Origin of the sequence: Franconibacter helveticus LMG 23732, from assembly GCF_000463115.2 — a bacterium.
Lineage (GTDB): Bacteria > Pseudomonadota > Gammaproteobacteria > Enterobacterales > Enterobacteriaceae > Franconibacter > Franconibacter helveticus.
In genome coordinates, this window is sequence record NZ_AWFX01000049.1 from 219,591 (window position 1) to 234,632 (window position 15,042).

At 60.7% G+C, this 15,042-nt stretch carries 11 protein-coding genes; 3 read left to right on the top strand and 8 right to left on the bottom strand.

Annotation, left to right across the window (positions count from 1 at the left end):
- Nucleotides 1-2 precede the first annotated feature (2 nt).
- From DW56_RS16090 to DW56_RS16120, 8 genes are all read right to left on the bottom strand, one after another.
- Nucleotides 3-908 carry an acetamidase/formamidase family protein gene (locus DW56_RS16090; RefSeq protein ID WP_024551422.1) on the bottom strand — a complete coding sequence of 302 codons (906 nt, stop codon included), beginning with the start codon at nt 906-908 and terminating at the stop codon, nt 3-5.
- Nucleotides 909-1,234: 326 nt separating this feature from the next.
- On the bottom strand, nt 1,235-1,363 hold the full coding sequence (locus DW56_RS22920) for a hypothetical protein (protein ID WP_234409172.1): 129 nt from the start codon (nt 1,361-1,363) through the stop codon (nt 1,235-1,237).
- Nucleotides 1,364-1,532: 169 nt separating this feature from the next.
- Nucleotides 1,533-2,177 (bottom strand): OmpA/MotB family protein, encoded by a 645-nt coding sequence (locus tag DW56_RS16095; RefSeq protein ID WP_024551421.1) that lies wholly within the window; start codon nt 2,175-2,177, stop codon nt 1,533-1,535.
- Nucleotides 2,174-3,934: a hypothetical protein gene (locus DW56_RS16100; RefSeq protein WP_024551420.1), complete on the bottom strand. Its 1,761-nt coding sequence runs from the start codon at nt 3,932-3,934 to the stop codon at nt 2,174-2,176. The genes DW56_RS16095 and DW56_RS16100 overlap by 4 nt, the downstream gene beginning before the upstream one ends.
- Nucleotides 3,931-5,208 (bottom strand): hypothetical protein, encoded by a 1,278-nt coding sequence (locus tag DW56_RS16105; protein ID WP_139152785.1) that lies wholly within the window; start codon nt 5,206-5,208, stop codon nt 3,931-3,933. The genes DW56_RS16100 and DW56_RS16105 overlap by 4 nt, the downstream gene beginning before the upstream one ends.
- 21 nt (nt 5,209-5,229) lie before the next feature.
- Complete coding sequence (locus DW56_RS16110; protein WP_024551418.1) at nt 5,230-6,186, bottom strand: ATP-binding protein; 957 nt, start codon at nt 6,184-6,186, stop codon at nt 5,230-5,232.
- A 157-nt stretch (nt 6,187-6,343) separates the two neighbouring features.
- A complete protein-coding gene (entD, locus tag DW56_RS16115; RefSeq protein WP_024551417.1) occupies nt 6,344-7,009 on the bottom strand; it encodes an enterobactin synthase subunit EntD in 666 nt (221 codons plus the stop codon).
- A 98-nt stretch (nt 7,010-7,107) separates the two neighbouring features.
- Nucleotides 7,108-9,363, bottom strand: a complete 2,256-nt coding sequence (locus DW56_RS16120) for a TonB-dependent siderophore receptor (RefSeq protein WP_024562023.1) — start codon at nt 9,361-9,363, stop codon at nt 7,108-7,110.
- A gap of 273 nt (nt 9,364-9,636) precedes the next feature.
- Between DW56_RS16120 and fes the strand changes: the two genes are divergently transcribed.
- Genes fes through DW56_RS16135 form a run of 3 tightly spaced genes read left to right on the top strand, consistent with a single transcriptional unit; the run spans nt 9,637 to nt 15,016 of the window.
- Nucleotides 9,637-10,866 carry an enterochelin esterase gene (fes, locus tag DW56_RS16125; RefSeq protein ID WP_024551415.1) on the top strand — a complete coding sequence of 410 codons (1,230 nt, stop codon included), beginning with the start codon at nt 9,637-9,639 and terminating at the stop codon, nt 10,864-10,866.
- Between the two features lie 14 nt (nt 10,867-10,880).
- Nucleotides 10,881-11,096: an MbtH family protein gene (locus DW56_RS16130; RefSeq protein ID WP_024551414.1), complete on the top strand. Its 216-nt coding sequence runs from the start codon at nt 10,881-10,883 to the stop codon at nt 11,094-11,096.
- Nucleotides 11,097-11,098: 2 nt separating this feature from the next.
- Nucleotides 11,099-15,016: an enterobactin synthase subunit F gene (locus DW56_RS16135; RefSeq protein WP_024551413.1), complete on the top strand. Its 3,918-nt coding sequence runs from the start codon at nt 11,099-11,101 to the stop codon at nt 15,014-15,016.
- Nucleotides 15,017-15,042: the final 26 nt, after the last annotated feature.

Sequence of the window (15,042 nt, forward strand, 5' to 3'; positions counted from 1 at the left end):
CATTAGCCCTCAATACGCAGGTTCAGTTGGGCGGCGACGGCTTTCGGCAGCGCGTAGCGGCAGGTTTTCAGCGGGTCGACGACCTGACAGATTTGCAGGTCGCCTGCAATGCTCAGCAGAGTGATCGCCTGGTCGAGGGTGAGATTCGCGTGGTCTGCGATAAAGTGCGCCATGTTGCGGGTGGCGAGCGCGGCGGCCTCATCCAGCGTTTTTGCCGAACCGAGCGTGTAAATGGCGTCGGCGTTTTCCAGCATCGGCGTCGGCAGCGGGCGGTTTTTCACCACGCTCAGGCTGACTGTCACTTCGCCTGGAATTTCCAGACCGCAAACGGACACCTCGCCATCGCCCATCGCCGCGTGCAGGTCGCCCAGCGCGAACAGCGCGCCGTCTACGTTAACCGGCAGGTAGAGGGTGGCGCCCTCGGCAATCACTTTGCAGTCCATGTTGCCGCCGTGGCTGTCCGGCGTGCCGCAGGAGATAGCGTCGCCCGCAGGCGCCACGCCGATAACGCCAATCATCGGGTTCAGCGGCACGCGCACGCCGCCTGGCAGCAGCGCCTGATTGTTTTCAATCGGCACGATAGTGATTTGCGGCTTTTCCAGCTCATCGCCCACCACGCCAAGCTGCGGCGCGGTGACCATCGCCGCCTGGGCGCTGGTGAGCGCGATGCGTTTGATATCAACGCGCAGCACGTCGCCCGCTTTTGCGCCTTCCACATAAACCGGGCCGGTGGCCGGGTTGATGCGGTCCCAGTCCAGTTCGGTAAACACCGCGTCGGCGCGGGTTATCTGGTCGGAAAAACAGTCGCAAGTCTGAAACGTCACTTCGCTGCCGTCCGCTACGGTCGCCACCGGGGCGTTGTCGCGCGACATGGCATAGATCACCTCTGTACGGGAAATCACCGTCATACATACTCCTGAAAATTGTGTTGTGTTTATGTCTGTACCCGTCCGGCTTTCTGATGAGCCGCTTAGACGGGGAAATAGGGAACGGGCGGGGGTTTTGCTGCTGATGCGATAAAACCTGAGGGGCGCAGCGCGAAAGGCTGCATAACGCCGTTACTCTTTGTATCGGCAATTAATGACGGAGGCAATCATTCCTTCATGAAATATTTGCAACGTAACGATGCGTTTTTTGCAACATTTTGCCGGGCGGCAGAAACAGGCAAGAGGGCAGGAGATTTGGGCAAGACCGGCCTGCTTTATGGCCGCAGGCCGGTGCGAAAAGCAGGGGGTTATCGCCAGTCGCCGTGGTGGCGATCGCCATGATGATGACGATGGCCGTCGTGGTGGTGATGATGGTATACGCAGCCGCTCAGGCCGCCGAGGGCGAGCAGCAGGCTCATAATGGCGATTTTTTTCATGTTCTTCTCCTGATAAACGCCAGATAAACAACAACCTGGCGCCGCTACCTTCGCGGTTTATCACAGGCGCCGCTATCAGGCGAGTCTGAAGTCGCAAAGGCGGCGGTGTTATCAGAGCATTCTGGCGGGCGGGAGAAGCTGTGCGGACGAGAACACGTCCGCAAGCGGCTTACTGTTTATCAGATAAAACAAAGCGCACTTCAATGCGCCGTTGCCGGGCATCTTCCGGCGGTACGCCCGCAATGGGCTGGGAATCGCCATAGCCTGCTACGATCACCCGGCGCGCCACGGATGCTGTCAGATCGCCAACGATAAACTTGCGCGCTTCCCTGGCGCGGGCGGCGGAAAGGGTGAAGTTATCGTCGTAAACGGTGCAGAAGCTTTCAAAGTTAGTCACCGGGCGGGCGACAGGCAGGTTATCGGTATACCCTTCGATAAATACCTGGCCGGTGCCAAACTCAGTAAGAAACTTCACTACCTGCGTTTCAATCGTGGCAAGCGCCTGGCGGGCGGCGGGCGCGATACAGGCGCTTCCCCGGTTAAAGACGCCGTCACGCAGCGTGATTTTTTGCGAGCCGCTGTCGAGCGCGACCAGGCCCTCGTTTTGCGTGCCGTCCAGCGAGGTTTTTATCTCCTGAAGCATTTTGCCGACTCTGGCGCGCTGGGCGCCAATCCCCTGTTCCATTTCCTGCTTATGCTTTACGTCTGACCAGGTTTTTTGCAGCACGGACATCACCAGCAACAACATGACGACCGCCATAACGCCCGACATCAGGTCAGAGACGGAAACCCATTCATTCGGTTTGTCTTTCACGACACCACTCCCAGGGCGGCGGGGTTAAGCGTTTGCGGGGTCGAAAGCTTGCGCTCAAGGCTTTGCAGCGTCGCTGACAGCGGTTTTAGCGTCTGCGCCAGCTGCGCGCCCGACGTCTGGTTGGCGGCCGCCATGTCGCGCTGGATGGCGGTCAGCGTTGTTAGCGTATCGGTTAACCGGTTATCCAGCGAAGCGAGCGCGCTGGACGCTTCGCTGCCGCTCAGGGCGTCGTTATGGGCTTTTTCAACGCTGCGCACCAGTTGACCGATACCCGCGTCAATCTTGTCCATCGCCGGCTGAAGCGGGCTGCGCTGCTGCATGGCGCTGAGCGCTTCCACCAGCGCGGCGATAGCGTCGGCACTTTTCACCCCCGCATCCGTCAGCGCTTCATAGCGGGTATTCAGGCTGGCGACGCGGCGGCCGCTTTCTGACACCGCGCGCAGGCCGCTGACAATCTGCTCGCGCAGGTCGTCAACCAGCCGGGTCATGGCGATGACTTTTTCGTTCAGCGTGTCGCTGGTGACAATAAAGTCGCGCTGCGTTTTGCTCTGCAAATCCATCGATCTTTCAATGGAGCCGCGCACCTCATTCATGGTGACGCCCACGCTCTGCGAAAGATCGGTCACCGCATGGGAGATACCGTCAGTGGCGTTAGCCATATTCGCGGAAATAGAAGCCATGTTCTGGCTGAAGCTGTCGCCCATCTGATTAATGGTGGAGCCGAGATCGGTTTTAAGGGTGGCCAGCACCTCGGTCACGCCAGTGCGGAAATCGCCGATGGCCGACTGCAAATCCTTCGCCGAATCGCCCATGCCCTGTGCGGCATCCGCCATCTGCTGCGCGGAGTGTTGGATCGCGGCAAGGTTTTCACTGTTGGCTGCAATAAAGCGCTGAAGCGATTCCCGCGTGGCGATGGCCTGCGCCAGCTGCTTATCCTGGTTTTCAGCCTGCGCCTGCATTTGCCCGGCCGCATCGTGGCGGAGCCCCGCAAGCGTTTCGCCTAACTGCGCGAGCCGTTCGCCATGCGCATGGCTCGCCTGGAGGGTGTCGACACCCTGCGCGGTCAGCGTTTTAAGCAGCGGCTCGATGCCGGATTGCAGCGTAAGCAGGGCGCTTTGCGTGGCCTCGCCCTGAAGGCGGATGCTGGCGTCAATCGTTTCGAGAGTCTGGATAAAACGCTCTTCTGTGTGCGCCTGCTTAAGATGCGCAGCCTGGCGCTTCTGTCCGACGACGGCTTTCATCTTCTGCGCGCACCAGCGCAGGCGCTTTTCGTCATACTTGCCGAATGCCGCCCAGGTTTTCAGAAACAGAAACGCGATAATGCCCCAGGTGGAGGTTTTGAATTTCGTCCCGAGACCTTCCATCATGCCCATCAGGTTGGTCATGGCGCTGTCCATGCCGGCCGAGTTGGCGTCGATAAGAATGTCGGAGGCTTTGTTCAGCGCAATGCCCAGGCCAAGAAACGTGCCAAGAAGGCCAACAATCAGCAAAACGCCCGGCATGACGTCGGCCATTTTTTCCCCGTCGGTGGCAACAGCGGCGCTCATTTCGTTAACCGAGCCGTGCTCAACGTCAGGATCGTCAGCCGCGTTATCCGGCGTGCCGGCGCGCCAGTTTTTTTCCCATTCTGTGGGGTTGGCGCGGGTGCAAAGCAAACCGATGGTGACCACGACCATTAACAGCATGAGTCCGCCGAAAACCAGCTGAATAATTTCCATGCGGGGCAGCAAAAAAGCGAAAAACTCCTGCGGCGTCATGCGGCCACCTCAACCAGTTTTTGCGCGCGCGCGCGGCTGGCTTCTTCGAAAATATTAGCGAAATCGATAATCAGGCTTTGCTCGTCAAAGGTGAGTTGTTCCCAGGTTTTGCCATACTGGGCGCATTCAATAATGATCATCCCGGCGGCGCTGCTGTCTTCCAGCAGGTAGTCGCGGCCTTCAGCGATAAAGTCGTCCGGCTCTTTTTCCAGCAGTTGCAGAAAGCCCTCAGCGGCGAAGACGTAATTACGCATCTCGTTGGTGCGTTTGCGTTTGCTTTCCATTTCGCTCTGCCGGGCCGGAAGGCGGGCCTCAAGGGCGCTTAACATCTGCGCCTCTTCCGGCGACAGATCGCCAAGGCGCTCGCCAATTTTCAGGCGACGCAGCAGCACTTCTTCTTTCGAGAGCGCTTCGCTAAGCGATTTCCACTCGTTTTCTCTCTCCTGGAGGTCGTAGCCCCAGGCCATGATCATCTCTTCAAAGACAAACGGCAGCAGCTTCTGGCCGAAACGCGCTATCACGACATCATTCAGGCGCTGCGCCACGCTGTCGCTGAGTTGAGGGTCGGGCTTAAGCAGGTCGCTGCCCGTTTCAATCAGGAACAGATCGTCATCGGTAATGACATCGATATCCTGTGCGCGGGTCAGGCGTTGTTCGGTCTCTTTGAGCAGTTTCTGCGCGGCGCGTAAACGCAGGTAATGGTCAAAATCGGCGATCTGAATGTTTTCCAGCACATCCTGAATGCGGGTAGAGAGCTGGGCGTAGTGGGTTATCAGGCTGGCTAAGTCGATGGCGCGGGCCGCTTCGCCGCGCATCTGGCTGCGCGCTTCGCGCAGCGCTTCTTCATGCTGACGGGCTTCTTCCCTTTCTTCGGGCGTCAGGAAGATATCTTTCAGCGCCTTCGCTTTTTTAATCGCCCACTCAATGGCTTTACTGATGCGTTTAGCCAGGTCGCTCTTATCCCACTCAACGAGCAAACCAAGGGCGCGATCCAGCGCATTCAGCGCGCCGCCAATCCAGGGAAACTGCGGCAGCACTTTGGCGGCAAGCTTCGCCGCGGTCTGCACAATCGGGCGAATCACGTTGTTGATAACCGGTTTTACTTTATCCCAGACCTTTTTCACGCTGCCGACAAAAGTTTCCGCTTTATCCGCCATCCACGAAACGGTTCGGGCTGCGGTCTCTTTTACGCTGTCCCATACCCGGCTGGCTACGCTGGCCGCAGAACTGACGAAACTGCTGAATCCACTACTTATGCTTGACCAAAAACCCATTTCCACTCTCCTTTATTATTTTTAAACGCCCAGTAGTTTTTTTGCTGTGTTGAGATCGTCCGGCAGGCGGCCCGCCCGGCTGGCGACAGCCTGACGCGAGGCGAGAACCTGTTCGATGGCGGCCTGCAAATGGCGGGTGGCGAGGCGTGGCGAAACGCCGTCGCGCTCGGCTTCAAGCAACGCTTTTGGCAGAGCAAGACGCATGCAGGTGCGTATTTCACGCCCGGCAAGACCTTCAGAAAGCCCGCTTGCGGCTTCGAGCAAGGCGTCGCGCGGGTCGGCCAGCGGAATATCGGCCACCAGAAATTTATGCCAGAGCCGCTGGCGGGCGGCATGGTCGGGCAACGTGAATTCAACGTGATAGCCAATTCTGCTGCGAAAGGCTTCGTCGTAATTGTTGGCGAAGTTGGTGGCGAAAACGGCGATGCCTTCAAATCGCTCCAGTTCAATAAGCAGCGTGGAGCGCATGGCGTTAACTTCGTTATCCACCCCTTGTGTGACGGAAGAGAGGCGTTTGCCAAGCAGGGTGTCGGCTTCGTCAAAAAAGAGCAGCGCGCCTGTCTCCCGGGCGCAGGCGAAAGCGGCCTGAATGTTTTTTGCCGTCTCGCCCATAAATTTGCTTTCCAGCTCGGCGATGCCCAGCGACAGAAAAGGCAGGCCCAGCTGTCCCGCCAGCGCTTCGGCGCAAAGCGTTTTGCCGGTGCCGGGAGGGCCGTAAAAATTAAGAATGGCGGTCATGCCCATGGGGTCGACGCTGGCGAAGTTCCAATGCCGGTAAATGGTGTGGTGAAAACGCAGGCGGGCGAGGCATTCATCAAGGGCGGTGCGGGTGGCCGCCGATAAGATAACGTCTTTATCTAAGGTAAAACGTGCTGCCTGAACGGCGCGGGCGGCATTGAAATGACCTTCTTCGCGCTGCCTGTGCGGCGGCGTAAGGGCGTCTCTGGCAGGCGCCGCATCGGTGGTAGGGCGATTCATCGCGTCCTTATCCCTGTACTCGTGCTGGCGCAACGACGGCGCAGGACAGAGCAGTAAAAATAGCTGGTAGGTTAAGGGGTTATCGGCAAAGCCATACGCATCTTCAGCAAGAATGCGTCTTTAAGGCTGATTCCCCCTGGAATTAGGGGGGGCGGCGTTAACCGCGGACCAGAGTGGCTACCGCGTTCTCAAGCCGCTGCCAGTGAACGTAAAAAGCGGCGCCGGTGGGATAAGAGGCAAGCGCCTGCGTAAGGCGAAGGGTCAGCGTGCGCTGTTCAAACGCTACGATCTCCGCGCAGTCAAAGCCGAACGCGGTTCTGACCTGCGGGAACAGCGCTTTAAAAAGGCTCTCTTTGGCGGAAAAGGCGAGCGTAACGGCAAGCGGAAAGGGAAGCGCGGCCTGGCGCAGGCGCTCGCGCTCGCAGGCGTTAAGCGCGCCCTCGGCAATCTGCGCCGCGCCGTTTTCATCCAGCAGGGTTTCCAGGTCGATGCCAATGCCCGGGCGCGGGCTGGCGCTTTTTATCGCCACCGCCATCGCCACGCCTGAAATATGGGTAATGCTGCCGCAAAAGCCTGCCGGCCAGAGCGGTTCACGGTTAAGGCCGATACCCGGCGCCGGGCTGTCGCTGCCGGCATGGCGAAGCGCCGCCACTGCCGCTATTCGCCCGGCAAGGTGCTCGGCCTGCCTGCGCGGCGCGAAGCGGCTAACCTGTTCATGATGCGCCAGCCAGAGCAGGTCGGCGGGGTGCAGCGTAGCGGGGTCGAACCCGACGCGAAACAGCGTGTGGCCGGCAAACGTAAAGGAGCGGATATGGGTTTGCATAAAAGAGATGGCGCGGTTTAAAGAGGAAACAGTGTAACGAAAACAAAAAGGCGGGAGTATCCCCGCCTTTTATCCTCAACATGCTTTAGCAAACGCTATCAGAAATGCGTGTTGACGCTGACATACCAGGTGCGGCCTGATTCGTTATACGTTTCCGCGCCTGCGCCGTACATATACGATTTCGTCGTGTCGTTACCGGTGGTTTGCGCGTTGCCCGCGCGCCAGTGGCGCTTGTCAAAGAGGTTATCCACGCCTGCCGTCAGGCTGACGTTTTTGGTCGCGTCCCAGGTGCCGCTCAGGCCAACAATGCTGTAAGGACTCACTTCGTTGGTCTCGCTGCCGGTGGCGCGCTCGCCTTTGTAGTTATAAATCTTCGGCTGCTGTTTGCCGTACCAGGTAAACGTGGACTGCACGGAGATATCCTGGCGAATCTGCCAGCTCAGCGTCGAGTTCAGCGTGTACTCCGGGATAATAGACAGCCGATCGCCCGTGGTTTTGTTTTTGCTTTGCAGCATGTAGGTGAAGTTGTTAGTCCAGTTCACCGTGTCGCTGACCGGCACGTTAAGCGACCCTTCCAGCCCTTCCACAACCGCCTTCGGCACGTTTTCCCACTGATAAACGTCGGTGGTGGCTTTAGACGCTTTGCCAATTGGCGAGTAGCCCGCTTCAATCTTGTCGCGGTAGTCGTTACGGAACCAGGTGACGCCCGCCAGCCAGCCGTCGCGTTTAAACTCCAGCCCCACCTCTTTGTTGATGCTGGTTTCCGCTTTCAGGTCGTCGTTGCCCATCAGGTAGCAGGCGCCTGCGCTGGCGTAGCAGCCCTGGCCACGGCTGTAGAGAATGTAGTTAGGGTTGGTCTGATAGAGGCTCGGCGCTTTATAGGCGCGGGCGATGCCCATTTTCAGCGTGATATCGTCCGTCAGCCCTTGTGAAAGGTTCAGCGACGGGCTCCAGTTGTTGCCAACGATAGTGTGGTGATCGAAACGCAGGCCCGGCGTCAGCATGGTGCTGTCGGTCAGCTCCATGTTGTCTTCGGCGAACAGCGAGAAGATCTCCGCTTTTGAGTAGGGGCTGCGGTTGGTGGCGTCAACGCCGCCGATAGCGCCGCCTTCGGTCAGCGACTGCGTATTGGACGCCAGGTCCTTCATGCGCTGCTGGTTCCACTCGGTGCCGAGCGTCAGGTTCTGGTTAACCAGCCAGTCCAGCGGCAGGCTGACTTCGCTGTGCAGCAAGACGTCGCTGAGATCGATATTCGAGAAATTCTCATCAGAGAAAATCCCTTCGGTGCCGCCCGCCAGGCCTTCGTTATTGCGCGAGTTGCGGGTGTGTTCGTACTGGGCATAGGTATTGGTGGTGATGCCGTTGTCCCAGCCGCCGTTCCAGGTCAGCGAGTAATTCTGGCGATAGAGACGGTTGGTCTCTTTGCCGTAATTCTTTTTCACCAGCGCATTGGTGTTGGTGTTCTGGGTGTCGCCCGCGTAGAGGTTGCCCTGGCGGCTGTAGCCCGCTTCCAGCTCCAGCGAGTTCATCGGCGCGAAATCCCAGCGCAACTGGCCGTTAATGTCTTTATTAATTACGCCTTCACGCCCGGCAGGCACGGTATTGGCGTAGCTGCCGGTGCGTTCGGATTGATGCCCTTGGTTGATATCCCAGGCGTCGGCCTGGGTTTTGTCCAGGTTCCCGTAGAGGCGGAAGCTGAAGTCGCCGCCGAGCGGGCCGGTCAGGCTGAAGTTGGTGCGCTTGGTGGAGCCTTCATCTTTGTGCTCCGGGGCGTCAAGGTAAGTATTCCATGTGCCGTGCCATTCGTTGCTGCTGCGTTTGGTGATGATGTTCACCACGCCGCCCGCCGCGCCGTTGCCGTAGCGTGCAGCGGCGGGGCCGCGAAGCACCTCGATGCGCTCAATCATCTCCGGCGGCACCCAGGCGGTATCGCCGCGGGTGTCGCGCTCGCCGCGCCAGCCAAGGCGCACGGAGTTGCGGCTGGTCACCGGTTTACCGTCAATCAGGATCAGGGTGTTTTCCGGGCCCATGCCGCGAATATCAATCTGGCGATTGTTGCCGCGCTGGCCGCTGGTGGAGTTGCCGGTCAGGTTAACGCCTGGCATGGTGCGGATAATCTCAGAGACATCGCGCGCAGGCGGATTTTTACGAATCTCATCGGCGGTGATGGTGGAGACGCCCGGCGCCTGTAGGTTCTGCTGGGCAGCGGTAACGACGATGGTGTCGTCGCCAGCGGAAGAGGGCGCGGCTTCGCTATCAACAGCGGCGGCCTCTGCGGCATTCGCCGGCAGCGCAACGCCATAGATCCCCAGATTGATTAACATCGCAAGGGAATAGTGGATCTTCTTATTCATTTTATGTCCTGCTTTTCTGCGCTGGCGGCCATGAGTTCCGTACCCAAAAGGGTGTGGCACAGCGTGGATAATGCCTGGTGCAGCCTGCAATAAGTCGCTCATCCTGTAGCGGTGAGGCCAAAGCACCCGGCGGGCTTCGTCATTTTCTGAATACTTTATGCGCTTCCCACAGCGCGCCCATACGCTATTGCAAATGCAAATAATTATCAATAATATTATCGGGATTTTCTTAACGGCAGGGTCTTTTGCCATTATTAACAAGGGGTTAATAAATTGACGGCGCACGCAACGGGGAGTGAAGCCTGGTGGCAGGCGAAGCAGGCGCAGGGGATCCCTGAAATTGCCTGCGAAGCGAATGGCGAATGTAAAGTGACCTTCTGGTGGCGCGATCCGGCAGGTAATGAAGCGCAGTCGGCTACCCGGCGCGTCTGGCTTTATATTACCGGCCTGACCGATCACCATAAGCCATCGCGCCCGCAAAGCCTTGTGCGACTGCCCGGCACCGACGTCTGGCGCTGGGAAATGACCCTGCATGCCCGCTGGCGCGGCAGCTACTGCCTGATCCCTTCCGCGCGTACGGATGACTTCGCGCCTGCGGTATTTGCCGCGGAAACGCCCGATCGCGCGGCGCTGCGTGAAGGGTGGCGCAAGCTGCTTCCTCAGGCGATTGCCGACCCGTTTAATCCAACCGCCTGGCGCGGCGGGCGCGGCCACCCGGTCTCGGCGCTGCATCTGCCCGGCGCGCCAGCGCAGCCTGGCTGGGACAAACCCGATACGCCTTATTCTCCGCCGCTCTGCATTCACTGGCGCAGCCATCGCCTGGCTAACACCCGGCGCATCTGGATTTTCACCACCGGCGAGGCGCAACCGGCGCAGCGGCCGCTTGCGATTTTGCTCGACGGCCAGTTCTGGGCTGAGAGCCAGCCCGTTTTTCCGGCGCTCCAGGCACTGACCAACGATAAAAAACTGCCGCCTGCGGTGTATCTGCTTATCGACGTCATCGACACCGTTCACCGCAGCCATGAGCTGCCCTGCAACCGTGATTTCTGGCAGGCGGTGCAGGAGGAGTTGCTGCCTCAGGTACAGGCTATCGCCCCCTGGCGTGATGAGGCCGCGACCACCGTGGTGGCAGGACAAAGTTTTGGCGGGCTTGCCGCGCTGTATGCCGGGTTAAACTGGCCGCAACGCTTCGGCAACGTGCTGAGCCAGTCTGGTTCGTTCTGGTGGCCGAACCGCGGCGGCGGACAGGATGGCTGGCTGGTGGAGCAACTGCTTGAAGGCAGGCTCGACGCCCGGCCGCTGCGTATTTTTCTTGAAGCGGGCATTCATGAACCGCTTATTCATCAGGCCAATCAGCGCCTTTACTCCTTACTACACACACAGCAGCCGCTTTTCTGGCGTCAGGTTGACGGCGGACACGACGCGCTTTGCTGGCGGGGCGGGTTGACGGAGGGATTGTGTACCCTCTGGGGGCCGCTCGCTGAGCCGCAGGCGCGCATTTAAAGACAGGAGTATGTATGGAATTTGCAAATCCCTTCGATAACCCGCAGGGGCGGTTTTACCTGCTCGAAAACGGCGCCCGGCAGTTTAGCCTCTGGCCTGAACATTGCCAGTTGCCGCCGGGCTGGCGCGTGGTATGCGAACCCCAGTCGCAGGAGGCCTGCCAGGACTGGCTTGCCGCGCAGTGGCAAACCCTTCAGCCTGCCCATTTTGTTCCTACCGCGAGCGAGTAACCATGACAGAAACAATCCTTTCTCCGGTAACGGAACAGCAGCGCGAGTTGCCGCTCACGGCGGCGCAGCCCGGCATCTGGATGGCGGAAAAGCTTTCCGACCAGCGCAACGCCTGGAGCGTGGCGCACTATGTTGAGCTGCGGGGCGACATAGACCCCGCGCTGCTTGCCCGGGCGATTGTCTCGGGTATGGCGGAGGCGGACACGCTGCGGATGCGCTTTAGCGAGCGCGACGGCGTAGTCAGCCAGCGCATCGACCCCGACTTTACGTTTGACTCGCCGGATATTATCGATCTGCGAAACGACGCCGCGCCGGAGCGGGCGGCGCTTGCCATTATGCGCGCCGACCTCGACCAGGATTTGCGCGTGGAGAGCGGCAGGCCGCTTTATCACCATGCCCTGCTGCAACTGGCCGACAACCGCTGGTTCTGGTATCAGCGCTATCACCATCTGGTGGTGGATGGCTTTAGTTTTACCGCCATTACCCGCCGGATAGCCGATATTTACAGCGCCTGGCGCAAAGGGGAAATCCCGACGCCTTCGCCCTTTACGCCCCTCGCCGAGGTCGTGGACGAGTATGCGCGCTATCAGGCTTCTGACGCCTGCGCGCGGGACGCCTCCTTCTGGGCGCAACAGCTAAGCGAACTGCCGCCGCCCGCTACGCTCTCTTCGCTGCCGCTTTCCGCACAGAGTTCCACGACGGCGCTTATTCGCCGCACGGTGCGTTTTGACCCGGCCGCGTTCAGCCAGGTAATGCGCCACGCGGGCGCGCTTTCCGCAGCCGACATCGCGCTGGCGCTGGTCACGCTGTGGATCGGCAGATTGTGCGGTCGGAGCGACTACAGCGCAGGCTTTATCTTTATGCGCCGCATCGGCTCGGCGGCGCTGACCGCAACCGGCCCGGTACTGAATGTGCTGCCGTTCGCCGTGCGCGTTGCGCCGGAACACACGCTGCCCGCGCTGGCTGAAAGCCTGGCGAAACAGTTAAAACGCATCCGCCGCCATCAACGTTACGACGCCGAGCAGGTGCTGCGCGACGCCGGACGCGTGACCTGGCAAGCGCCGCTTTACGGCCCGGTGCTTAATCTGAAAATGTTCGACTACCGGCTCGGTTTCGACGGCGTTGATGGCATTACGCATCAGCTCGCCTCCGGCCCGGTTAAAGATCTGGAGATTGCGCTCTACGTGGACGAACAGGGCGAGGTTACTCTGGAGCTGCTGGCGAACGCCGGACGCTATGACGAGGCTGAACTGGAAAGCCATCTGGCGCGGCTGCCGCTTCTGCTTTCGCAGTTCGCCGCCAACGCCGCGCTTCGTTGCATCGACGCTGAGCTGGTGCTGCCTGGCGAGGCGAAGCAGATTGCGCAGATCAACGACACCGCCATGATGCTGCCGGTGGAAACCTTAAGCAGCCTGCTGGCGCGACAGGCGCAGGCGACGCCCCAGGCGCCGGCGCTGGCGGATGAACAGTGGCAGTTCAGTTATCAGGAGATGCGCGAGCAAGTGCTTACGCTCGCAGCCGAGCTGGTCGCCCGGGGCGTGCGTCCTGGCGACGTGGTAGCGGTGGCGCTGCCGCGCTCGGTGTTTCTTTCGCTCGCCCTCCAGGCGATTGTCGAAGCGGGCGCCGCCTGGCTGCCGCTTGATACCGGCTACCCGGATGATCGCCTGCGCATGATGCTGGAAGACGCCGCGCCGCGGCTGCTCATCACCACGCCGCAGGAACAGACGCGCTTTGACGGCGTGCCGGGGCTGCAAAGCTTCTGCTACACCGAACCGCTGGAGGGGAACGCGCCGCAGCCGCTAAATCTTTCGCGACCGGAACACACCGCCTATGTGATTTTCACTTCCGGCTCTACCGGCAGGCCGAAAGGGGTGATGGTCGGCCAGACCGCTATCGTCAACCGCCTGTTGTGGATGCAAAATCACTACCCGCTTGGCAAGGACGACGTGGTGCTGCAAAAAACGCCGTGCAGCTTCGATGTTTCCGTATGGGAATTTTTCTGGCCGCTGCTGGTGGGGGCGCGTCTTGTTATGGCGCCGCCGCAAGCGCACCGCGACCCGCAGGCCTTGCAGGCGCTGTTTGCCCGCTGGCGGGTGACGACCACGCATTTTGTGCCTTCCATGCTGGCCGCCTTTGTCGCTTCGCTGACCACGCCAGAAGCCGTGGCGTGCTGCGCGCCGCTGCGACACGTCTTTTGCAGCGGCGAAGCGCTGCCTGCCGAGCTTTGCCGCCAGTGGGAAGGGCTTACCGCCACGCCGCTGCATAACCTTTACGGGCCGACGGAAGCGGCGGTGGACGTGAGCTGGTATCCCGCTTTTGGCGAGACGCTGGCGCACGTCACCGGCGCCAGCGTGCCGATAGGCTTCCCGGTCTGGAACACCGGGCTGCGCATTCTGGATGCGGCGATGCGCCCGGTGCCGCCAGGCGTGGCGGGCGATCTCTACCTTACCGGCATTCAACTGGCGCAGGGCTATCTTTCCCGCCCGGACTTAACCGCCAGCCGTTTTATCGCCGACCCGTTCGCCCCCGGCGAGCGGATGTACCGCACCGGCGACGTGGCGCGGTGGCTTGCGAACGGCGCGGTGGAGTACCTGGGCCGCAGCGACGATCAGCTTAAAATTCGCGGACAGCGCATCGAGCCTGGCGAAATCGACAAAGTCCTGCACAGCCTGCCGGATGTCGCTCAGGCGGTAACGCACGCCTGCGTGCTGAACGAACACGCGGCGGGGGGCGGCGATGCGCGCCAGCTGGTGGGGTATCTGGTTTCCGCCTCCGGTTTGCCGCTGGATACCGCCGCGCTGCGCGAACGCTTAAGCGAGCAATTGCCTGCGCATATGGTGCCGGTCATGCTGGTGCAATTACCTTCGCTGCCGCTTAGCGCGAACGGCAAGCTCGACCGCAAAGCGCTGCCGCTGCCGGCGGTGGCTTCCGGCGCGTCGGGCCGCCCGCCCGCGGCCGGCATGGAAACAGCGGTAGCGCACGCTTTCTCAGCGCTGCTTGGCATAGAGATAGACGATGCGCAGGCGGATTTCTTCGCCCTCGGCGGTCATTCGCTGCTCGCCATGCGTCTTGCCGCCGAGCTTAAGCGCACGCTGCTTCTGCCGGTAACGGTCGGGCAGGTGATGACCGCCTCGACGGTGGAAAAGCTGGCCGCGCTGCTTGCTGGCGGCCAGAGCGAGGCGCAGGCGGAGCGGGCCGGGTTTGAAGCCGTGCTGCCGCTTCGCGAAGGCCGCGGCCCGACGCTTTTTTGCTTCCATCCCGCCTCCGGCTTCGCCTGGCAATTTAGCGTGCTGCAACGCTGGCTCGACCCGCGCTGGAGCATCACCGGCATTCAGTCGCCGCGCCCGGAAGGGCCGATGCAGCAGGCGGCGTCGGTGGCGGAGGTTTGCGACGCGCATCTCGCTACGCTGCGTAAGCTACAGCCTCAAGGCCCTTATTATCTGTTCGGCTATTCCCTTGGCGGCACGCTGGCGCATGCGGTCGCCGCACGCCTCCAGGCTGCGGGAGAAGAAGTGGCTTTTCTCGGGTTGCTCGATACCTGGCCGCCTGAATCGCAAAACTGGGCGGAGAAGGGCGCGAATGAACTCGACCCGCAGGTGCTGGCGGAAATTGAGCGCGAGCGGGAAGCGTTTATCGCCGCCCAGCAGGGAGAAGGCCCGGCGCGCCTGTTTGAGACCATAGAGGGCAACTATGCCGATGCGGTGCGGCTGTTGACTACCGCGAGAAGCGTGCGATTCGACGGCGAAGCGACGTTGTTTGTCGCACAGCGCACCGTTATGCCGGGTATGGATCCCCTTAAGGCCTGGGCGCCATGGACGCGCCAGACGACCCTTTATCCGGTGGACTGCGCGCATGTGGATATCATCAGCCCGCAGGCATTTGAGACGATAGGGCCAGTGCTGAAGGCGATCCTGGAATAACCCGGTCGCGCTTATCGGGGGCGGAT